Genomic DNA, 21114 nt, shown 5'->3' on the forward strand with positions numbered 1-21114 from the left:
TTTGGTTAAAAGACGGCTTCACTTCAGCGGTCTTCTGTTTTTGCTATCTATCAAATTTAATTCATTATTAGGACATTGCATGAATAAAACATCAGAATTTCATACGGTGGCGCGGCAGGTTGATTTCATGATCCTGCGGGTAGGGCTGGCGGTGGGTGCTGCTGACATCCTGCTTGATATTGTGCTGGGTGGTATATCTCTTGTCCGAGTCCGAATATCTTGGATCAGGGATAAAGGGCATTTTCGCCATTCTGGAAATGGTGATCGTCGGAAAATGATAGTCAATCTCCACGGTTCCCAATAGCAGGTAGCAGCCTCCTCCCTGAAAGGGATTGTTTACAAGGCTGTCCGGGAAATGCGCCGTATCAAAATAAGCCCCCTCATGATCGATCCATGTCCCGAAATACATATTGCCCCTTTTGGTCGGCACCTGTTTGGTAGAAATAAGATAAGCCAGCATGCGGACCTGTTTTTTATGGTATTTTAATAAATCTCTTACCATCACATCACCTCGGTGTCTGGTCTTGAGCAGATCAAACACGGTGCAGGAAACCGGAAAATTCAAAAGCTCGATCTCGTCAAATGCATCCTCAAATACCGAGCGCTCCAAAGCAGGCAGCTTAAATTCCTTGGCAGGCTGTTCGATGAGCATAAGCCCGCGGTTTTCAGGCCTGAAATTATTCATCAGAAGGCTCACCTGCACCAGGAGCTGGTTTTTGGTTTTTCCCGTAAAGCGGAATGCGCCTATAAAAATAAGGGTCTTCACATTCTCAATTCCCATGGACACCCTGTTTATGAAATCCTCCAGCGATTTATAGGTGCCGTTTCTCTCCCGTTCAGTAGCGATGAACTGGGAGAGTTTGGAATCCAGGCCCTGCAGGTGCATAAAGCCCAGATAGATATCGCTGCCGTAAAGCGCGGTTTCATATCCGCTCTTGTTCACGCAGGGGTTATGGATAACGGCGCCGGCCATCCGCGCTTCGTGCACATAGATTTCAGTGCGGTAGAATCCTCCCTGATTATTGATCACAGCCACCATGAATTCAATAGGGTAGTGGACCTTGAGATAAAGGCTCTGGTAGCTCTCCACGGCATAGGAAGCGGAATGCGCCTTGCAGAACGAGTAGCCTGCAAAGGATTCGATCTGGCGGTAGATTTCTTGGCTCAGCGCTTCGGGATGCCCTTTTGCGGCGGCTGCAATAAAGAAGTCGTCCTTTACTTTCTGCAAAGCGGCTTTCGAGCGTCCTTTGCCTGACATGGCGCGCCTTAGGATATCGCCGTCCGCGGCCGACAGACCGCCGTAATGCAGGGCAATTTTGATCACATCTTCCTGATAGACCATAATGCCGTAGGTTTCCCCGAGCTCGTGCTCGAAAACCGGATGGAAGTATTCAAATTTTGATGGGTTGTTATGGCGGAAGATGTATTCCTTCATCATTCCAGACTGCGCCACGCCGGGACGGATAATCGATGATGCCGCTACGAGCGTTTTATAGTTATCGCATTTCAGGCGGCGCAATAGTCCCCGCATCGCCGGGCTCTCGATGTAGAAGCATCCGATGGTCCTCCCTTGGGCAAGATACGTGTTTGCGGAGGGTTCGTTTTTTGATATTCCCGTGTCTCGGATATTGATGCGGATTCCCCTGTTCTGCTCAATTATTTTCACGGTGTCATCAATATGCCCGATGCCTCTCTGGCTGAGGATGTCAAACTTGTCAAAACCGATATCCTCAGCCGTATGCATATCAAAAAGCACAATAGGGAAGCCCTTGGGAGGCATTTCCAGCGGCGTGTAATTGGTTAGCGGTTCTTCCGATATCAGGATCCCGCAGGAATGCATGCTTCGCATGTTGGGGTATTTCTCGAGCATCATCCCGTATTCCTGCACCAGCTTGACTATGGAATTGGTCTGGTGGAGCTTCATTGGATTTTTGGCCAGCTGGTCCAGCTCGTCCTTTGGAAGCCCGAAAACCTTGCCGACCTCGCGGAAAATCGAGCGGTATTTGAATTCCACATTCGTGCCGCAGAAAGCCACGTTCTCATAGCCGTAGCGGTCAAAGATGTATTTCAGGATCACATCACGCTCTTTCCACGACCAGTCGATATCGAAATCGGGAGGGCTCTTGCGGTTTTCATTCAGAAAGCGCTCAAAATACAGGTCAAGCTCCAGGGGGCAGATGTCGGTTATCCCAAGGCAGTAGGCAATAATGCTGTTGGCGCCCGAGCCCCTTCCGATATGCAGGAAACCCCGGCTGCTGCTGTAGCGTATGATATCCCAGGTAATGAGGAAATAGCCGCTGAATTCAAGATCATTGATGACTTTGAGCTCTTTCTCCACGCGCGCTTTTGCTTCGGCGTTATGCCGTCCGTAGCGCCATACAAGGCCTTCCTGGGCAAGGGTGGTCAGAAGGGCAATGTCGCCTGCTTTATTTTTGGTATAGTGCTTTTTGTTTTTAGGGCTTTGGAAATCATACTTGAAATTGCAGTTCTCAATGATGCGCCGGGTATTCTCGATAATCTCAGGGTAGTCTTTATACAGGGCGATAAGCTCTGCTTCAGGAATCATCATATCGGATTTCTTGCAGCAGTCCTCAGGTGTGAGTTTGGAGAGAAGCTCATTGAGGTCGACAGCGCGCAGGATCCTATGCAGGTTGTATTCCCTCTTGCTGCGGAATACCACAGGCTGCAGGATAACCATTCTGGAAATCTTCTTTTTATGTTCAGCCGTAAAAAGCCTGCCGAGCTGGTCAGGCTGGATGCCGATATATTCATTTTTATCGAGCTCTGCGGGTGCATTGTCCAGCGCATAGATGAAATAAACCGATTCTAAAGCCGGAGCCTTTTCAGGAAGCGGAGCGCCTGAGAAATTATGGTCGGTCAGAAAACGGTTCATCTGGGCAAGTCCTGCATCGTTTTGGGCAAGACCGATATAGCGGAATTTATGCCTGCAGCGGAATTCTATCCCGACAAGCGGTTTTATGCCTAGAGCCTGGCAGCCTTTTATAAAATCATAAATCCCCGTAACGGTATTGATGTCCGTGAGGGCCACCGCCGTGGCGCCGCAGTCCGCTGCCTGCCGTGTCAGATCATCCAGCGGAATGGTGCCGTAGCGGAGCGAATGAAAAGAGTGGCAGTTGAGAAACATGTTTTATTTTTTGCGTTTTAGAATTTCGTCTTTATTGTTGGGTTTGAACGATGCGCTGGCGCATCGCATCACGGCATCAAAGCCGTAACGGGTCTTCATCCGGTCCATGGCCTGATACAGGGCAAGCATTTCCTGGGTATCATTGAAAAGGTCGATCTGGTAGGTTCCCCTGACAAGGCCGCTGAAACGCACTCCGATGAGGCGCAGCCTCATTCTTCGCTGGTAGAGCTTGGCAAAGAGATCCGTCACCGTCTGGGTCAGGATGTGATCCGCGGAGGTGTACTGGACTCTTGACTGCCTCGTTTCGCTATCGAAATTGGCGTACCTTATCTTGACGGTCACCGTTGAGGCGAGCCACTGCTCGGCCCGCAGCTGGTAGGCCAGTTTCTCCACCATGCCCTGCAGGATCCTGTTTAGTTTCAATACATCGATGGTGTCCTGGGAGAAGGTATGCTCGGTTGAAATGGATTTTCTTTCCGTGTAGGGCTCTACAGGGGTATTGTCAATACCATTGGCTTTTTTCCAGAGCTCTGTGCCGTTTTTGCCGATCATCTGCTGCAGGGATTCGGCTGGCATTTCAGAGAGTGTCTGGATGGTGCGGATGCCGATTCTCGAAAGAAGCTCAAAGGTTTTCTGTCCGACCATCGGGATTTTTCTAATGGAGAGCGGATTCAAAAAGGACTGCACCAGATGCTCGGGGATCTCAAGGTTCTGCTTCTGCTTGCCTTCTCCTGTTCCGATCTTCGATACGGTCTTGTTGACCGAAAGGGCAAAGGTAAGAGGCAGACCCGTTTGCTTTGTGATGCGCTGAGCCAGCTCATCGGTCCATTTGTAGCTTCCGTAGAATTTGTCCATTCCGGTGATGTCCAGATAGAACTCATCGATTGATGCTTTTTCTACGACGGGAGCTTTTTCCTGAATGATTTCTGTAATATCATGAGAGAGTCTGGAATACAATTCCATGTCGCCTTTCATGATTTTGGCCTGCGGGCAGAGTTTCATTGCCATATGAATTGGCATTGCCGAGCGCACCCCGAAACGGCGTGCCTCGTAGGAACAGGAAGCCACAACCCCTCTGTCACCGCCGCCGATAATAAGCGGTATTCCGTTAAGTTCAGAATTAATCAGTCTTTCGCAGGAGACGAAAAACGTGTTCATGTCGATGTGTACAATTGCCCGGTTCATAATCTTGATCATTTTATGCTTATCAAAATTAGTACAGTTAGTAACAATTTTTAAAAATTTAATGTTCCAAATAATAACAAAATTCAAGAATCCTTATTTTTCAGGGCATACGAAAAACCGCTTTTTTATTGATAAGATGCTTTATTCAGAATTTTCAGCGAGGATGCTTTTTGTAAACCAGTCACAGCTAATTTTAGAAATACTGCTGTTGGTTTTTGAATTTTTCCTATTGAAATGTACAAATCGTTTAATTATAGTCAATTGTAAAGCGCTGTTTACTGTTTTATTTGGGTAAAATTTGTATATTTGAGAGGTATTAACCGCTTCACGGTTATAATTCAATCGTTTATCGATTTACAAAGATTTATATGGCTATATAGACTTTTGCAGATTCTTAGATTCTTGTCTTCTGTACTGCAAAAAAATATAGTCCATGTCCAAACTACATAAATCCCAGAAAGTTATATTTATAGCTGATGACGACGAAGACGACAGAATGCTGTTTTTAGATGCCCTCGAGGATTTAAACCTGCCGGCTGCCGTAAAGGCCGCCTGTGACGGACAGGAACTGCTCAATACCCTTGAGAAGACCGCAGACCGCCTGCCTGATATGATTTTTCTGGATATCAATATGCCCATCAAAAATGGATTTGACTGCCTTGCGGAAATCCGCAGCAGGGAAGATGCCCTGAAAGAAGTGAAGATCATCATGCTTTCCACAAGCAAAAGCCCTGACAATATCGAGCTCTGCCATAAACTCGGCGCTGATTTGTACGCTGTGGAACCCAGCAGTTTTCAGGGGCTGAACGACCTGCTGCAGAAAGTATTTGAAATGGACTGGAGCAGTTTTAAAAAAAGCAGCAATAAATTCCTGCTTGCCTCAGCAGGATATCCGAATTACGCTTAGGGAACGATAATTGTATATGATAATATTTTTTTGGAGCTTTTTCCCGCTATCCGCTCCACCCGAGCGCTAGCGAACTGGCGAAGCAATCTTTTGCGCCGGACCCCGGCGCGGAAGGATTTCCGCTTCTATCGGGGCTAGGGTCTCGGATTCAATAGGTTTTGCTAAAACAGGTATGGGAATTGGCGCTGCAATCGGTGGAGCCGAAAGGTTGTCTCTGTATTAGAGGCAGTTGCAGTCGGATCCATGGACTGATGCCGATACGCTGAATGCTGCAGGTTTAGGTGCTGCGGCGCAGGTGCCTGGACCGCATTCCCCTTCATTTGGACCATTATCAATCATGTCCGGCTTGGCAGGAGCCGCCTATTGTAATTAATCAATATAAAGCGTTGCTGCCATTTGCTTTTTTGGGCAGATGCCAGTAATTTTAACCAATTAAAATTATATTAGGGAATGAAGCCTAAATTGCTTTTTTTTTTACGAAAAACTGCTTAATAACTATTATTATCATCTTCACTATGATGAAGAGACTTCCAAAAGATATGCCTATGCGGCAGTCAGGAATATTCTGGGCATAGCGGCCTTTATGTTCAGCATGCTGTTTTTTGTGGTCATTACCTGTCTTTTCAGCATAAATGTAAATATTAAGGGAAACAGGCTCTCGGCTTACCTTATCATGGCCGTCTTAATGGTGTGGTTTGTCTATTTCTGCAAAAAGTCCCTCAAACCCTTGTTTGATGGCATAGGGCTTAAGAGCGAAAAACCGCCAAAGGATAATTTCTTTGCGATATTGCTGCTTTGTGTCGGATTATTTGCAGGAGGCATGTTTGCGATTGCCAGGCTCGCTGCCATTTATTTGTGCGGATGATATCTCAGATCCGATTGTAAAATCCCGTATTGCTTTTTTTTGAAAGCTGTTTTTAAGTATGTTTCTTTTAGCTTTCTGGAATTCCGGCCGGTTATGATTTTCAGTCGGCAGTCTGCTCTTCCCCTTGCGGATCTGCAGCATCTGCCTGCTGGGTCTTCTTCACCAGCAGGTAGAAATCCCTCAGGTGCCACCACGCGGGGCACATGTCCAAGGTACCGCTGAAGGTGCGTATGCCTGTATAGCAGCTCTTTAAAAACAGCTGCGAGTCGGTGATTCTTGCCCAGGGCTTCCAGTCCACCGTCTGCGGCGGGGGATTGGCGTCAAAATATCTTTTTATCTCTTCGGGGTTCATGGGGCAAATTTAGGCAAAAATCCGTGTGCTGTCAAGGGATGCAGGGGAGCGGGGGCGGATTTTTTGCAGGTGCCGCTGCGCTTTTTTCAGCGGGCCTGGCAATCACCGGACTGGATGTCTGTTTGTTTGTTTGTTTGTTTGTTTGTTTGTTTGTTGAAGTGTTTATATAGTATTGTTTTTGGGTTTGGTTTTAGGTTTTGGTATTTGGTTTTGGTATTTGGTTTTGGTTCTTAGATTTATTTTTTGGATTTATTTTTTTTGGAGCTTTTCCCGCTATCCGCTCCAATCTTCAGCTCCGAACCCCGGCACAAAAGGATTTCCACTTCTATCGGGGCTAGGGATTGACAGCAATATTCCGTTAAAGTGTCCAATATGAATACTGGTTTTTTCGCACTCTCTGTTTTTGACAGGATGGATGCAATTTCCAATCCACGCTTAACATGCGTGCATTTTAATAGGTGGCGTTGAACTCATTGATTATCAATTCCGGTTTTTTAGCGGAATATTTGATTGTTATGCTGTCGCCCTCATTAAAGGCGTCCTGATATTTATCATCAAAACTGTCCTTTGCCTCGTAGAAAATTCCATTTACATAATATTCCACGCTGAGAGAGTTTCCTCTGTAGGTCTTCTTTGCGGTAACCACTGCTTTTGCGGTTCCAAAATCGCTTTTGATATAGGCAATCTCCCTTAATCTGTTGTTTGATGATTTTAGCGCCATCAGATACAGGACTCCGATCATGGTTCCCATAGCCAGAAAAAGCCTTATCCCTTTAAATATGTTCTTAAGCATTGGTTGCATTTGCTGTTTTTTAGCTGGAAGGGTTGATTATAGTGTGCCGAAGTTACGTTGTTAATTATTGATTATATATGCCGCTCTAAATTTATTTGTTTGGAGCTGTTCCCGCTATCCGCTCCAATCTTTTGCGCCGAACCCCGGCGCAGAAGGATTTCCGCTGCTATCGGGGCTATTTAAAAAATGTATAAGGTTGGTTAATGAAGATTCTAACCTAAGCTTCTTAGGCATTGTTTTTCCAGATTTCTGTTTTTCATAAACATCATGCGCCACGATTTTGCCACAAATATAAAAGTTATTAATATTATTATCTAGATTTTCGCATTCTCTGTGGTGTATGGAGTTTCAGCTTTTCAATCAATCCTGCTGCAATCGGCAGATTCCGAAAAGGCTTTTCTGTGATGTTTATCTCATCTTTGAAACCAAAGCCGGCACTGTAAAGGTCGTCAAAGAAAAAATTTAGATCACCTTGGGTAATTACCGGCAGTGTGAGATTGCAATATTGCTTAAATTTGTGAGGTTGCATAATAAAATCTGCACACAATTCAAGCTCGTCAAAGCAGTATAGCCTTCCGTGGAGTTTTTCCCTATGATTAAGGAAGGCTATGAATTCTTGGATATGGCAGGTTTTACGGTTTAGGGTTAAGAGAAAGGTTTCAAGGTCGTCAAGCGAAACAGCCCAGGGAAAGCTTTCTCCTTTTTCAATTTCGAGGAGATGCCCTAGGTTGCATTGAATTTGTCCAAATCTTTCCTGTGTTACAATAATGCTAAAAACCTGCTGATAGTTTTGCGGATTTATTGTTTCGACCCGGTTGCCTTTTTGATCAGATATTTCAAATTTCCGGCCTTCTAGGAAATATTGCTTTACTTCATGAGCCTGCAAATGTGCTTTGCCAATTGATTTCTTGAAGTCATCTTTAATGCGCTCGTATGCTTTAATGGGATCACGGAAGGGGATTCTGTATTTATTTGCTTTGCATTCGACAATAAAAGCACATGTGGGCAATAGAATAATCAGGTCTTTTTCCGAATTGTTTATGAGATAATTTGTGTGTATCCTGGCTTCCGGTCCAAGAAAATTCCTGAAAATTTCTTCAGTTTTATACTCCAGGTAGTTTTCACGCTGCCAGAGAACCCTTCTTCCAGTGCCGTCTATTTCCGAACATAACTCAAAAAGGAAATCATAAACTGCATTTATTAGCTGTTTGGAATAGACAAAAGCGATATGCCCACTATTTACAAGAAGTACCGGTTTAGTTAGGTAAGGACAGGTATCGGTATAGTATAGGTACTTTTCGTCATTATCACGAAGCATGGTAAAATAACTCAGCAGCAGTTCAATTTTTTTGGATTCTATGGATTCTTTTAGCCTTGCGATTGGTATTGCCAGTCCCATAACTCCCTTGTCAGCAAGGTCTATAAGACGCAGTTTTTCCTCTTCGGTCAGTGCAGCCCCAGTCTGAAGTGCCTTAATTATTAATTCCTTTTCAGCCATTGTATGGTCATAATAATTATTGTACTGCTGTATTTCCAGATCACTAATGAGGATATAAAAATCAATAAAATCTTCAATGCCTAGCCCGCACTGTTCAATGATATAGGGCTCGAAATGAATGAAGGTCTGCCTTATCCGTTCAATGTCCTGCTCCATGTAGCTCAAAGGGGCATTTAGGTAATAGTTCAGGAAAGTGCTGCTGCTTATAAACAGTTTTTCCCCAGTTTCACGATCCTCGTCATATCCAGTTTCAGAAGGAGCGCTGTAGGTCTTTTCAATCTTATTGAGAAGGGAAACAATCATTTCATATTCTTTACCCACTGCTTCGAAATGTTTTCTTCCTCCAAAGCCTGTGCTGTGGTACAGCGAAATAATATACATTATCTGCCTTACAGGGGAAAGCAGCTGAGATTCGCCTTCCCGCTTGTTGCGGTAATGCATGTTTGCAAAAAAACTCCAGTGTGCCAAAAAACTGCTGTGTTCGTATCTGGAGATAAGTTTTTTAAGTTTTTTTGATAGAGAAGTGACGTCGTTCATTTAATTAAGTTAATGTTCCTGTCGGGCTATTATATTTTTTTCCAGCAAAGAGATTTGCCAGAATCATTTCCATTCTGCACTGAATCTGTAGCTGCTGTAAAAAAAGACCGCACATTTTGTTTTGCAGGTTCGCCAGATGTATTTTTAATAGGGAAATTGAAATTTGTAATCCCTATAAAATCATGCCTGGGTCGTCATTGTTTTCAAAGTTGTTTTTGTCTGGATTTATTTCAGTTTTAGGCGCTTTTAAATGCATATGCGGTCTTTGGATATTATAAACAGCAGTTTCATAAGTCACCCTGCAGTCTGTGCAGTGAAATACCTGATTGCCAACTTGTGCCATGTCGGTTCCGCATTTGTAACAGAAATAGTCCGCTCTTTCCAGATGTCCAAGTTTTTCGTTTACAGATTTTACTAAATTATGATGTATATAGCCTCCCGTCAATTCTAAGGCTGATAATCTTCTTTGAAGCATTGCATGAGAGCAGCAGCTCCCGCAGTTGCTGCAGATAAAAAGACCATTACTGCATTTTTTAGATATCCTGCTGTCAATTATGCAGTTGCATTTTCCGTTTAGGCAGTGATTCAGGTAAATTTCTTTCTTATTAGAGCAATTTTCATTTCTGCATGTAAATCTTACCAGAGTATGGGCAGCGAAGTGGCTGGTGCCAAAATCGGATGGATACAGGATATGGCTGCAGTCTTTGCAGTATAAATGGTCAAGCAATCTATTGAAGCGGTTTATCAAAGAATTAAATTGATAAAGACGTCCTTTAGGAATAATGTCACCCATTTTATTTACTTCATCGGTGTTTAATTGTAATATTTCACAAAAATCGAGCAACGTGTATTTTTCCCATTCTGCAGCAATATGGATTGTTTCGCATTTATTGAAACAAGGCTGTCCGGCGCACCACCAGAAATTCTTTTTAAACATTTCATGAGGCTTATTTGCCGCTCTGCCTTCGCAGAATGAGATTCCATTGGGAATACCTGTTCTTTTAAATTCTGCCAAGTGAATATTATTGGAATAGGTACTGCCATGAAAATTTAGAAAAAATCGATGCTGTTTTGCAAATTCCAGCAATTCTGTTTCATATTGTGCAGGTATGCCCCAATGTTTTGCCGATGGGTTCCATTTTGCACCGGAGACCTTTTTGACAGCTAGTTTTAGATTTTCAAAATTTGCATTAGGATAATACACTTCCCTGCCGCCGTAGCGGTTGTTTTCCCATTTTGTTTCACCAGGAGAAAAATTTACAGCAAAATAATGTTTGTTATCTCCAAAAGATACTTTCCTTATTTCACCTTCTCTTGACCAGTTAAATTCTGCAGTCTCTCTTCCTTTACACTTTTCAAAATATTCCGTGAACTTGAAACGTCTGGTCTGATCAAATTTCAAATCTTCCAAGAGCAGTGCCATCAGTTCGCTTTCAGCAATAAAACGTTCCTTTTCGCTGTACATGGACAAAGCTTTGATGACTGCATCTGTTGATAAATCTATTGGAATGGCATTGCTGGAATTTGTAGCGGTTCTGTAAAGATCGGAATCAAATCTTGTGAGCGAATTTAATTTCTCGATTGTTAAATCAAATTTTTCCTGAGTTTTAAGAAAAAATAATTTTCTCAATATCCTAACCTGTGTATCTGGAGCAAAATAGATGAATTTTTGTCTCAGCTGCTCAAAATCCAGTCCCTCTATTTTGTCGATAACCCATAAAAGCATATTGTAAAACTCGCTGCCAATTAACCGGATATTCTCTAAATTTGATTGGTTCGCCGTTGCGAGATATTTGATATGGTTGAGCTGTCTTAAGAATATCTTATGGTTGGTTACAGGCTCCTGGCTGTCTAAATACAATAAAAGGTAATCTTCTATTTCTTTGGATGATATGGCATTGTCCGCAATCCAGGTATCTATCAGGGAATAATTCTTAAATTGGTCGTTAAGTATTTCATTGATGCTCTCTGCAGGAAAATTTTTTGCCAGTCCTTTTTCCCAGACTTTGAAATAATCAGGCTGCGGGGCAGCTTTAAATATTGCACTGTCAAAAAAAGAAAAGTCCTCACTGCCTAAATATTGTAAAGCGAGATCGTAAAGCCAGTGCAAATTGAGATATTCCTCAGTGGAAGCCTTTAGTATTAGAATTTCGCTTATAAAAATTTTATTTGAAGAATTGCTCTGGAGTATCTTTTCCAGCTTGTCCTTTTCAATGCCGGCAATATTGCTGTAAACTGCTTCCAGAGGGACATGCTGGCAAAAGCCTTTAAAAAACATTTCGTATCGCTGTTCTTCATTGCTTTCACTTTCAAAATATGAGTTAAAAAGAGTGATCAGTTCCTGTCCTTTTTTGTCGTTCCAGAATGTGCTGTCAAAAAGAACTGGAGAAAGCTCAAAATAATAGCCAAGTTTGTTTTCCTGCCTGATGAATTCCTGAATTAATATGAAAGTTTTTTCAAAATCGCAATTGCGGGCATAAAGCTGAAGAAGTTCGAACTGTTTTTCAAGGGGCAGTCTGGATAAAATTCTAATGCGTTTTTCTGTCAGGGTATCACCGCTTATAAAAATTCCGGCAATCGATTCCATTGACGGTTCTGTCCCAAATCCCTTAATCCACAGTTCGGGTTTGTATTCTTCCGAACATTTCTCCAGGATGACGCTTTCAATAGCAGACTTTATTTTTGTTTTTTCTTCATCATTTAGTTCATTAGGAATAAAATCTAAAAGCAGGCTATAGGATTTAAAATCCTCAGCGTTTCTGATCGTTTCCAGTTTTTCTGCCTTCAAAACCAGTTCCCCTGCATATTTTTCAATATAAAGAGCATCAAGCCGCAGTTTTAGTTCCTCCTGCTGCTCCTTCGCCAGAAAATCCAGATAATTATAGATCTCTTTTATTTGAGAAGAGGAAAGATCTTTAATTGTGCTAAACTTATCATTTATAAAATCAGAACAAAATGCTATGCCGTAGCTGTAGTTGCGAATACGGTTGAGCTCCGGAATCCCAATCTGTGCGATATTTGATATAAGCAAATCTTGTGGGATTTCGTAGTCCTCATTATCAGTTCGTGCTATGTATTTGAATTTTTTTTGTTTCCAGACTCTTAAAAGTATTTCCTCATTGAGATTTTTTCCAAAATAATCACATACAGTGTTTAAAACAGCGGCAGCATTTTGAGCGGGAAGATTTTGAGCCGTTTTGTTTTCAATAAGTTCGCAGTAAGCAATGAAGTTTTCTACTGGCAATTCATTCTGAAAAAAGGAAGTAATCTGACTTATAATTTCAAGATCAGTCTTATCTCTGAAAAAATATTTTAAAGAAAGACCGACCAGACTCGTTCCCTGCATTTCTTTTCTGATATAAGGGTTTCCCCATTTGCTGCTGCCTGTGATTTTTATCTCAAGATTAATGGTGTCATTTTTTCCTAAGTAATGCATAATGGTTTTCCAATCCTCAGCTGATCCGGCCAATCGGACCTTATGGGCAGTTTTTTTGGTTCTATCCCCCTTTGGCAGGAAGGCCAGCGGCATCCCGATAAGGATTTTTTCAGGCTGATTTTCAAAATCATTGCCATGCAGAAAAAATTCTCCTTTATCAGGTGTTGCAATTACTCCAAAACCTTTGTGGCTGTCAAACCATTTTACAAGACCTATTAACATGCTGCAAGTAAATTTTATCACATAAGAAACAAACCGGACCTGCTTAACTGAGGGCAGATCAAAACCTCATTATAGTATAGAAAAATAGTAATAAGTCCCGCCAGCGTTAAGATGAATTATTTACTGAGGTCTCGGGAAGCCTGAACGTTTTCTTTTTTTTACAATAATATTGCTATTATGCTTAATAAAAAAGGTAATTATACCTAAATTTGTGTGTTGGGTATGATTTTATTAATCTGAAGATTCAAATTTGAGTAATGGCGTAATGAATAACATTCGTTATTATGCAATTTTTCTCTGGATATGTGTTTTCTCTCTGCAACTTAATTATGGGTTAAACGTAAATGTGAATATTTTTTAAACAGTTAAAAATATTCATGCCTTAAATCTTAAATAGTCTTTAGGTCTAGGGCAATATCTGCCATGAACTTTGTTGAAAGGGCCTTTTAAACATTTTATTGCTATCAGTATAATTCCCGACCAAATTCCTCTTTATATCATCATCGATAATTCCTAATTTTTTCCGTTCATCTTTATAGGAATTGCTGTTGGTCAAAAAAATTGCCACAAGTTCTTCAGTTATATACTGATGGACATCATAGATTTACTTTAAATGAAATTTAGTTATCCAAACCCTTATTAAATATATTAACAGCATACTAATGCTTACATTTGTAATTCTTTGTTTCTTTCTTTAGTTATTAATAATTTGCTTGGAAAAGTATTCATTGTCAATACGGTAAGAAACATAAAATTTATCAGGCCGCCCGCTTTTTCCGGTATACTTGGGAAAAACTGTATAATCTTTTACTGTTTTGCCTTCTAAAATTGCCTTAGAAATTTTATTTTCAATTTCTCTGAACTTAACCTTATTGGCATTGCTAGTCATCGGCAGGACATTAATCTGTTCTGAAATTCCACCGTGAATATTGGCTAAAAGATGTCCTCCATCATCACTATATTTGTAATAGCCAGCTTTTACCCTAATTGGATTTCCCAGTTCATCCGTTACTATTTTACCGTCTTTTAGTTTTTTGGAAAGGCCTTGTTGAATTGGACTTCTTTCCGCTTTTGTTAATTTTGACACTAAAGGGCATGTCATTTTTTCAATTCTTCCAAAATTATCACTATAGGTTGAATTAATACCTATTTTGTATTGGGTATTGGGGATTAAAGGGTGAATATTTAACAACGGATTTAATTTTTTTCCACCTTCTCCAGCAAAAGCAGTGATCTTATCGTTCTCAAATATGCCAAGTAATTTATTGGTTTTTGTATCTAAAATATTCACGTTTCCATTGACGTTCTTTAAAATGAATTTTTCATTTTCTAGCATTCTGTGTATCCAACTTAATTGGTTAGGATTTGATCCAAACTGAGTTTCCGAAAATATTTTCCAAGTCTTCAGGAATTTTGGGTTTCTTTTTACCGTATTTATAAAATTCTTGTTTTCGGAGGCAACTTTTAAAAATTGTGTAGCTAAATCGTCATCAAAATTATTGGCGATAAATTTAGAAGCTTCCTTAGATAATCCTAATTCAGCTATTTCTTTTGCTGAATTTTTAGTTATTTTTTCTAGAACTTCAGTTCCGGCTTCTTTTAAAACAGTCTTTTCAATAAAATCTGTCGAAGTTTTTCTACATGATGAAACTAAAAACAAAAGCGATAATACAAAAAAAGAGAAAGTATTATTAGATAATGTCATCATTTATTTTTTTAATTGTGAATAATAATCAAAAGTATTTTTGTTTAAGAGATCTAAATAATCAATTCTGGTGCTGCTTATAACTTTATTGCATTCCAATTTTAAAATTTCTCTAATTTCGTTTTGACGAATATGGGATCTCCAAAAGAAGATACCAGCAATAATAATAAAGACAACTGTGGATATTGGCCAGGGTAATTTTGCACCGATCACACCTATTAGTCCTAATAGTCCTATTATTATTTCTGGTGTAAATCCCAAGACTGCATCGGATAACTGATCAATTATTTCCGTATTAATTTTATTAATGATTACTTTAACTGTTTTGTCTTTACTATGGAAAGAATCTATTGATGCAATAGGCAATCTTAAAAAGGAAGGATTTTTTACACCTAATATTTTTGAGATACCGTTGTTACGCTGATTATTAACTCCGTCTGTATAAATTTCAACTTCGTTTCTGATATAGGTTAAATATGATGTACTTCTAAAATGGCGATCAATTTTTAGTTTCCAAATTACTTTTCTTGTGTTCTCGGATTTGAATGGAATGTCCCACAATTCACCAAATAACCTTAGAAAACTTGTCTCATTTTCAATAAATTTTTCAATAGTATTTTTATAATATTGTTTAGATTTTATTTGTAGCTCCTCTTGAAAAAGTTCGTTATGCTTCAATTCAAACTCTTCGGATTTTTCAATTAAATATAGTGATTCTTCTTTATTTATTGGTTTTCGGATAAGATTGAATTCTTGTTTTGATTGTGCTGATTCAGTTTTGTTTTTATTGCAAGAAGGGAGAATTGCAACAATAATAACACAAAAGAACAATTTTACTTTAAAATTTCCCATATAGGATCATATGTGTTTTTGAATTTATCAACCAGTAGAGGTGGATCAGTAAACCATATAAAAGCCATGTCAATAATATAGATTAAAATGGCCAATAGGATTGCTATGGAAAATGCAATAGCAATAATTGAGAAAAAATTAATTTCTACCAATTCAATAGATACCAAAAGAAAGATAATGCATAGCATTATAATCAACCAGATATAGTGGTTTTCAATAAAAAATCTACTTTTAAAGATCCAGGATTGTTTTGACGGATCTATTTCATCTAACGTTTTTTCTTTTGCAATCAAAGTCAGGTTTAATACATTTTTAAATTCTTTCTCTGCCTGGGGGGTGTTAATTGTTTCACCTTTTAATATTCTCATTAAAGAACTTGGCGAACAATCAAAAATTCTTGCTAACTGATTTATGTCATTATCATTTTTAATTAGTAATTCCCTTATAATTTCCTTTCCAGTCATTGAGTCCAGTTTTTCTTCGATCAAGGAATCTGTGCCATTGTCTTTTGAGCAGGAAATTGATATTAAGCAAGATAAAATTGTAAAAAGTAATAAATATAGTTTTTTAGTCATGTTTGATTTTTAAAGTTCAAATATAACGCTTTAGAACAATCTTTTTTTTGATGAGATTCAGTTTTTCTGCTATTCTTAATTAAAAGTATTTTGCCCCTTTATAATCATATTTTTATTTCTTCTTCAAATTTAAATTGTCGAACTGCCATTTAGTGTCGGTATTGTTTGTTTTACAATTTTATTTTAGACCGACACAAAATGACAGGTTTACGTGCTACAATTGCATCATAACTAAAAAAATCAAACATATGTTATTTCAATTTTTATTAAACATTGTAGCATTTGTTATAAAATGTATAGCTTGGATAGTTGTAGCATTTTTGGCAATCCCATTCGGAGTTTATTATTTTCTCATGAGCTATTTTCCAGAGTTTACACTAGCTTATGACTTTTCTTTTTGGGTAGTATTTTCAATATTATCCATTATTGGTTTTGTTATATTATGGAAGCCTATAGTCTGGACAGTAGGAATCATCCAAACGCTGGGAGCAGGTGCATAATTTTTAGAAAAGGTTTCAGTGTAAGCTGAAACCTTTTATTTTTGAATTTAAGTTATTTTGTGGCTAATATTTCATCGTGTTTGTTTATTAATGGATCTAGCCAATCGGCTTTGTCATTTGCCCATTTAAATCATTCTAGCTTTTCAGCTGTCAAATTGTTATTAGAAATTGCATTTTGATGTTCCGCTTTGATGTAATCTCTAATTAATAATGACTGATTATACTATTTGGAGAGTTCAATAAGTTTGTTGAATCTTTGGATTTCTTCCTATTTTCTTTTTTGATTTGATTTATTCGCTCCTCTTCCTCTTCATATTTAAGCCAGTATATTTGAGATTTTTCTTTTTGAATTAGTTATTTTTCGGCTTCAATTTCAAGTTTTGCCACTATTTTGCAAGCTGATTCTCTAGCTTTACAGTTCCATCTTTCCATTCTAAAGCCTTGAAGTTTGGTCCAATCTTTAATACTGAAATTCCAGTAGGGAGATAAGTTGAGCCGTACAATCCCTTTTCAGCCTGAATTCTCTTTTGCGCTTCCCGCATGCTAAAAGGGAAGGAAATTTCTTTGATCATAATATCGGGGCCATCAACGTTGATATCCCGCTGGAATGAATGCCCTCTATATCGAAGCAGTTTTACGAACATATCCATAATTATCAAGGCATGATTAAAATTTTCTTTTTCAACTCCGTAAATGGTTAATCTTTCTATTTTGCTTTTTCTGTAGTCGTAATGATTGTAATTTCCGTTTGATTTATAATCTTTTGTTTGTGTTATTTATATATCTGGATTGGTTAATTTTTCAGGAATCTGTAAAGGCGATTTCTTGTCGCTTAATATTTGTTTGGTTAAAATGGTAAGTGGACTTTAGTCGATATTTACATTACTGCCATCTGCGCGGACTGTAAATTCAATTTCATTGCTGCCTATGAAATCTAGATTTAGGCTTTTTTTTATAAAAGGTTTATTGTGCTTCCACTTTGACCAATATCCATTTGACGGCAGGGGAATTTCATGTTCTTTGCATATTTTCTTGAAGCCATCATGTGATAAAGCAAATCGCTCTAGTATTTTTGAAATTGAGGTTGACCAAACTAAATCATATATTTCTTCTCTTGTCAATATAGTAGTTTCCATATTTCATGCTTTCCATTAAAATTAGTAATAAATTTAATGATTAAGGAATGGACTAGTTCAACCCCTTAAATTTAAAATAGATATTAAAATAAATTTTAAAATAAATATGTTTAGGTAATAATATATTCCCATTTGATTTGATCTATAAATTTTAAATTGTTTTTGGTACAATGAATTGCTTCAAGTTCACTTTGAATGGTTTTTATTTCTTTTCTAATTGATTTTGCTAGCTTAAAGTTGAGAAATACCTTAAGTGATTTTAATTCCATTTGTTTTGAGTGCAATTCTTTTTCGAGATTGAGTAGTTTTGAATTATAATATTCTTGAAAAAAGAGGGTGTACGAATTAAAATCCTTAATTTGATTGTCGTCAATGTTTGAGTGTGGAAGAAGGATTATTCGAGATAATTGCAGAAAAATTTCTTCAATACGCGAAGTCTGATTTTTTATTTTTTCCTTTATAGCATCTACATCCTTTAGTCTATTTAATTTATAAAAAAGCTTTAGGTCTTTTAGTAGATCATTGTATTCCGCGGCCAATTCTTTCAAACAGACAAAAAAATCATTAGCGTTTGTTTTTGGCTGATAGTTTTCTTTTAAGTCACGTAGTTTATTACTGTAAATTTTGCTTTCTAAGTGGTTGCCTTTTATTTTCTCCTGATAATAAGTGATATAATTTAGAATTTGAAGTTCCAGAAGCTGTTGTTGGGCAAATATTTGCCTTGTCTTAGAAAAGTTAAGATTATAAATATGGTTATGTTGTTCAAATTTAAGATTAGAGATTTGTTTTTCTATCCTTTTTACACAAATCAATAGTTCATTATAATTCAGAATCATGATAGCTATTTTTTACTGAGTAAAAATAAAACGACACACTGTCAAAGTCTGTCGTTTATAATAATTAGATGATATATTTTAATTTCGTTTATGCCAGCTTCTTCCATTTGTAGTCGAGTAGTAAAGACCTTTTGATGTGTTTGCTAGTATTTCTTTGCCATTGTCTGTCAAATCCTGAAAACTCCCGTAAGAAGATCCCGAATATCTAACATGCCATGACCTGCCGGAAGTTGTTGAGTATTCAATCTTATTAGTGTTGCTAGGATTAATTCTAATCAATTCGTTGTCTTTGGTAATCATTTGTGACATAGTTTTTCTGTTTTAGATGATGCCTACTCTAGATTTGGTTTTCGGCTTTCCCATAAGGCAAAGAAATTAGGCCAGTGTGTCAAAACGTGACGGTAAGAAAAAAATAGCTACAAAAAAAGAGGCTTATCGCCTCTTTTTAATTTGAACGTTATACAGTGATGCTACATTTTCCCTTTTTAGGATATTACGGCTATTCAATTTTTTTGCAATCTTGACGGCTATTTGGTCGCTTTCTATTGTAAAAAAGAAAGGCCTTGTTGTCGTTTGAAATACCAAAGTAACTCGATTGAGCATACTTTTCTTGTAGGACAGGTTCCTTAATTAATCTGCGCTTCCAATTAGGCATCTGTTCAGGAAACGAATATTCATTTATAATTTCATCTAAAGATCTGTCAATCAATTTTAATAATAATTCTTTTAAATAGTCGCCATAATAACCATGTGTAAAATTCCATTTTAAATCTGAAGTGTTTTCAATTAAACACCTTTTATGAGTATCTGTTCCATAACTCCAACTGCGCCAATATTCATAAAAATCGTTGTTTTTTACTGTAAACATAGCAGACCTGAATTTTGCTGATAAATCATCAGAATTTAAATGTTCAGTAATTACACGGTGCAGTGCATTTAATTTATTTTCGTCAAAAGCGCTTTGACTGTTTTCAAAATCGACACAATGTAAAGCAAATTTGATTTTTCCTCTAAAGAACTTAGTGTCCTCAATTGAAAAAATAGAAACTTTATTATTTAAAGGATTTGTAATAATTGAAGATTTCAAAATTTCTTCAGCAGTTTCTGTTCTTGCAAAAGAGGATTCTATTTTATTTTGAATAAAATATTCATATATATTTAAGCATCCTTTTGATAATTCATTCACAAGATTTACAGCACCTACAAAACCAGAAGCACTGTCAATTGTTGCGTTGTGCGTTATATTTCGTACTACTCTCATCCAATGAGAGAAAAACTCTTGATTAATTGTATCTGCATTTAATAAATATGCTGTTTGTGCAAAGAATAAAACCCTTTGTTTATAAGTTGTTTCACCATCCTTAACAAACTCTATGAATAAAGTATTTTCTGTTTTGGTGTCGCTACTTATATCAACAGTTCCTTTTTTGCAATAATCCCAAAGGTTAAGATTCGAAGGAAAAATTTCATCGTTCTTATTTTTAGAATAGATATCTAAACAGTCTTTTAAGTATTCAAAAGCATTTTTTGTTGGGAAATCTTTTGGGCTTACGGTATTTGGATTATTAAAAAGACGCTGAATGCTGCGTTCTATTATTTCAGCTTTTACAGCTTCATCCGTTGTGTTTTTGTTTTTCTCAAGCAATATTTTTTTTACCTCGCTAAATTCTTTTTCATTTTCTAAAAACTCTTTGTTTTTGGCGTAGTTTATAATTGCTATACCAGCTATGAATTTAATATATTCATCATCAATTAAATTATCAGTGCCTCTATGTTTCCAAAATAAGTCAGTCCAAGAAGTGTCTATCTTGTGCGAAGTTTTTTCGAGAAGATTGGATTCTTCTAATTCCCATTTATTATCGTCTATATGTTTTTCAAAACGTGCTTTAAAATTTTCAAAATCAGTTAAAGGCACACCTCGAGCATTCATTTTAATATAAAGGTCATCTGTTAAGCCAATATCTTTAAGTTCTTTAAACAGGAACGTTATTGGAGGATTTTCAGAAGTAAGATCTTTGAAAAAAGTGGCCATTTCATCTTCACTTTTCACTTCTAATTTTTCTTCAATAGCATCGAGCATTGTGAGCATCGCTTTGATTGTCGGATCTTTTTTCCAGGATAAGAAGAACCAATTAGAATCAGATATTTTTTCACTTATTTTTTTTCCTTCTCCTAAATCATCTCGATTGTCAACTAATTCATTGCAAAATTCTCTAGACGAAGTGCGTGTTTCATAAGTGAATTTTAGCAAAGTATTTTTGCTTTCAGCCAATTTATCTGTTTTTAAATAAAGATACCAATGCAGTAAAAAAAGTGTAGTCAATCGTTGTTGACCATCAAGAGGTTGTAAAACCTTCTCGTCGACATTTCCATAAACAAAATCTAGTTCTAAAGCCTTTTTATTTTCTAAAGTATCTATCAAGCTGGATAGAAAACCATTTCTAATTATTTTAGTCTTATCATCATTTCGACCTTGTGCGTAGTCACGCTGAATAATTGGGATTTCAATTTTATTTTTAGAAATAAGTTGCCAAAAACCCATTCCGTTTTCTAGTGTATTGTTGCTCATG

At 37.8% G+C, this 21114-nt stretch carries 17 protein-coding genes; 3 read left to right on the forward strand and 14 right to left on the reverse strand.

Features of this window, described 5'->3' with window-relative positions:
* Positions 1-91: 91 nt before the first annotated feature.
* Positions 92-3145, reverse strand: a complete 3054-nt coding sequence (locus ACHRV0_RS12655; protein ID WP_395441065.1) for a DNA polymerase III subunit alpha — start codon at positions 3143-3145, stop codon at positions 92-94.
* 3 nt (positions 3146-3148) lie between these two features.
* Positions 3149-4330, reverse strand: coding sequence for a DNA polymerase IV (gene dinB, locus ACHRV0_RS12660; protein WP_395441273.1), 1182 nt, complete (start codon positions 4328-4330; stop codon positions 3149-3151).
* Positions 4331-4763: 433 nt separating this feature from the next.
* Here dinB and ACHRV0_RS12665 point away from each other — a divergent pair, with 433 nt between their 5' ends.
* Together ACHRV0_RS12665 and ACHRV0_RS12670 are read left to right on the forward strand one after the other, a co-directional pair.
* Positions 4764-5237 carry a response regulator gene (locus ACHRV0_RS12665; RefSeq protein WP_276173341.1) on the forward strand — a complete coding sequence of 158 codons (474 nt, stop codon included), beginning with the start codon at positions 4764-4766 and terminating at the stop codon, positions 5235-5237.
* Between the two features lie 229 nt (positions 5238-5466).
* Positions 5467-5610: a hypothetical protein gene (locus ACHRV0_RS12670; protein WP_395441066.1), complete on the forward strand. Its 144-nt coding sequence runs from the start codon at positions 5467-5469 to the stop codon at positions 5608-5610.
* A 592-nt stretch (positions 5611-6202) separates the two neighbouring features.
* Here the strand turns inward: ACHRV0_RS12670 and ACHRV0_RS12675 are convergent.
* The 7 genes from ACHRV0_RS12675 to ACHRV0_RS12705 all read right to left on the reverse strand — a co-directional run bounded on the left by ACHRV0_RS12675 (position 6203) and on the right by ACHRV0_RS12705 (position 16072).
* Positions 6203-6454: a DUF6965 family protein gene (locus tag ACHRV0_RS12675; RefSeq protein WP_276173342.1), complete on the reverse strand. Its 252-nt coding sequence runs from the start codon at positions 6452-6454 to the stop codon at positions 6203-6205.
* 451 nt (positions 6455-6905) lie between these two features.
* Complete coding sequence (locus tag ACHRV0_RS12680) at positions 6906-7256, reverse strand: hypothetical protein (RefSeq protein ID WP_395441067.1); 351 nt, start codon at positions 7254-7256, stop codon at positions 6906-6908.
* Positions 7257-7557: 301 nt separating this feature from the next.
* Positions 7558-9282, reverse strand: a complete 1725-nt coding sequence (locus tag ACHRV0_RS12685; protein WP_395441068.1) for a hypothetical protein — start codon at positions 9280-9282, stop codon at positions 7558-7560.
* A gap of 172 nt (positions 9283-9454) precedes the next feature.
* Entirely contained in the window at positions 9455-12940 is a 3486-nt protein-coding gene (locus ACHRV0_RS12690; RefSeq protein WP_395441069.1) for a cold shock domain-containing protein, read from the reverse strand.
* A gap of 694 nt (positions 12941-13634) precedes the next feature.
* A complete protein-coding gene (locus tag ACHRV0_RS12695) occupies positions 13635-14645 on the reverse strand; it encodes a DNA/RNA non-specific endonuclease (protein WP_395441070.1) in 1011 nt (336 codons plus the stop codon).
* Positions 14646-14648: 3 nt separating this feature from the next.
* Complete coding sequence (locus ACHRV0_RS12700) at positions 14649-15497, reverse strand: hypothetical protein (RefSeq protein ID WP_395441071.1); 849 nt, start codon at positions 15495-15497, stop codon at positions 14649-14651.
* Positions 15479-16072: a hypothetical protein gene (locus ACHRV0_RS12705; RefSeq protein WP_395441072.1), complete on the reverse strand. Its 594-nt coding sequence runs from the start codon at positions 16070-16072 to the stop codon at positions 15479-15481. Before ACHRV0_RS12705 ends, ACHRV0_RS12700 begins: the two co-directional genes overlap by 19 nt.
* 353 nt (positions 16073-16425) lie before the next feature.
* On the opposite strand from ACHRV0_RS12705, the gene ACHRV0_RS12710 reads away from it, so the two are divergent.
* Positions 16426-16572 carry a hypothetical protein gene (locus ACHRV0_RS12710; RefSeq protein ID WP_395441073.1) on the forward strand — a complete coding sequence of 49 codons (147 nt, stop codon included), beginning with the start codon at positions 16426-16428 and terminating at the stop codon, positions 16570-16572.
* Between the two features lie 386 nt (positions 16573-16958).
* Here the strand turns inward: ACHRV0_RS12710 and ACHRV0_RS12715 are convergent, their stop codons facing one another.
* The 5 genes from ACHRV0_RS12715 to ACHRV0_RS12735 all read right to left on the reverse strand — a co-directional run bounded on the left by ACHRV0_RS12715 (position 16959) and on the right by ACHRV0_RS12735 (position 21113).
* Entirely contained in the window at positions 16959-17114 is a 156-nt protein-coding gene (locus ACHRV0_RS12715) for a hypothetical protein (protein ID WP_395441074.1), read from the reverse strand.
* A gap of 324 nt (positions 17115-17438) precedes the next feature.
* The gene (locus ACHRV0_RS12720; protein ID WP_395441075.1) at positions 17439-17708 is read right to left on the reverse strand and encodes a hypothetical protein; all 270 of its coding nucleotides are present in this window, start codon (positions 17706-17708) and stop codon (positions 17439-17441) included.
* A gap of 110 nt (positions 17709-17818) precedes the next feature.
* Positions 17819-18520 carry a hypothetical protein gene (locus ACHRV0_RS12725; RefSeq protein ID WP_395441076.1) on the reverse strand — a complete coding sequence of 234 codons (702 nt, stop codon included), beginning with the start codon at positions 18518-18520 and terminating at the stop codon, positions 17819-17821.
* A 102-nt stretch (positions 18521-18622) separates the two neighbouring features.
* The gene (locus ACHRV0_RS12730; RefSeq protein WP_395441077.1) at positions 18623-18853 is read right to left on the reverse strand and encodes a hypothetical protein; all 231 of its coding nucleotides are present in this window, start codon (positions 18851-18853) and stop codon (positions 18623-18625) included.
* Between the two features lie 190 nt (positions 18854-19043).
* A complete protein-coding gene (locus tag ACHRV0_RS12735; protein ID WP_395441078.1) occupies positions 19044-21113 on the reverse strand; it encodes a DUF262 domain-containing protein in 2070 nt (689 codons plus the stop codon).
* Position 21114: the final 1 nt, after the last annotated feature.

The sequence above is a fragment of the Flavobacterium sp. FlaQc-30 genome (assembly GCF_044005885.1).
GTDB lineage: Bacteria > Bacteroidota > Bacteroidia > Flavobacteriales > Flavobacteriaceae > Flavobacterium.

Coding starts and splice junctions, on each gene's coding strand:
- ACHRV0_RS12700 (WP_395441071.1), bottom strand. CDS start 15,497: ATGGGAAATTTTAAAGTAAAATTGTTCTTTTGTGTTATTATTGTTGCA.
- ACHRV0_RS12690 (WP_395441069.1), bottom strand. CDS start 12,940: ATGTTAATAGGTCTTGTAAAATGGTTTGACAGCCACAAAGGTTTTGGA.
- ACHRV0_RS12675 (WP_276173342.1), bottom strand. CDS start 6,454: ATGAACCCCGAAGAGATAAAAAGATATTTTGACGCCAATCCCCCGCCG.
- ACHRV0_RS12680 (WP_395441067.1), bottom strand. CDS start 7,256: ATGCAACCAATGCTTAAGAACATATTTAAAGGGATAAGGCTTTTTCTG.
- ACHRV0_RS12665 (WP_276173341.1), top strand. CDS start 4,764: ATGTCCAAACTACATAAATCCCAGAAAGTTATATTTATAGCTGATGAC.
- ACHRV0_RS12730 (WP_395441077.1), bottom strand. CDS start 18,853: ATGTCACAAATGATTACCAAAGACAACGAATTGATTAGAATTAATCCT.
- ACHRV0_RS12710 (WP_395441073.1), top strand. CDS start 16,426: ATGAGCTATTTTCCAGAGTTTACACTAGCTTATGACTTTTCTTTTTGG.
- ACHRV0_RS12720 (WP_395441075.1), bottom strand. CDS start 17,708: ATGGAAACTACTATATTGACAAGAGAAGAAATATATGATTTAGTTTGG.
- ACHRV0_RS12705 (WP_395441072.1), bottom strand. CDS start 16,072: ATGACTAAAAAACTATATTTATTACTTTTTACAATTTTATCTTGCTTA.
- ACHRV0_RS12735 (WP_395441078.1), bottom strand. CDS start 21,113: ATGAGCAACAATACACTAGAAAACGGAATGGGTTTTTGGCAACTTATT.
- ACHRV0_RS12685 (WP_395441068.1), bottom strand. CDS start 9,282: ATGAACGACGTCACTTCTCTATCAAAAAAACTTAAAAAACTTATCTCC.
- ACHRV0_RS12695 (WP_395441070.1), bottom strand. CDS start 14,645: ATGACATTATCTAATAATACTTTCTCTTTTTTTGTATTATCGCTTTTG.
- ACHRV0_RS12715 (WP_395441074.1), bottom strand. CDS start 17,114: ATGCGGGAAGCGCAAAAGAGAATTCAGGCTGAAAAGGGATTGTACGGC.
- ACHRV0_RS12655 (WP_395441065.1), bottom strand. CDS start 3,145: ATGTTTCTCAACTGCCACTCTTTTCATTCGCTCCGCTACGGCACCATT.
- dinB (WP_395441273.1), bottom strand. CDS start 4,330: ATGAACCGGGCAATTGTACACATCGACATGAACACGTTTTTCGTCTCC.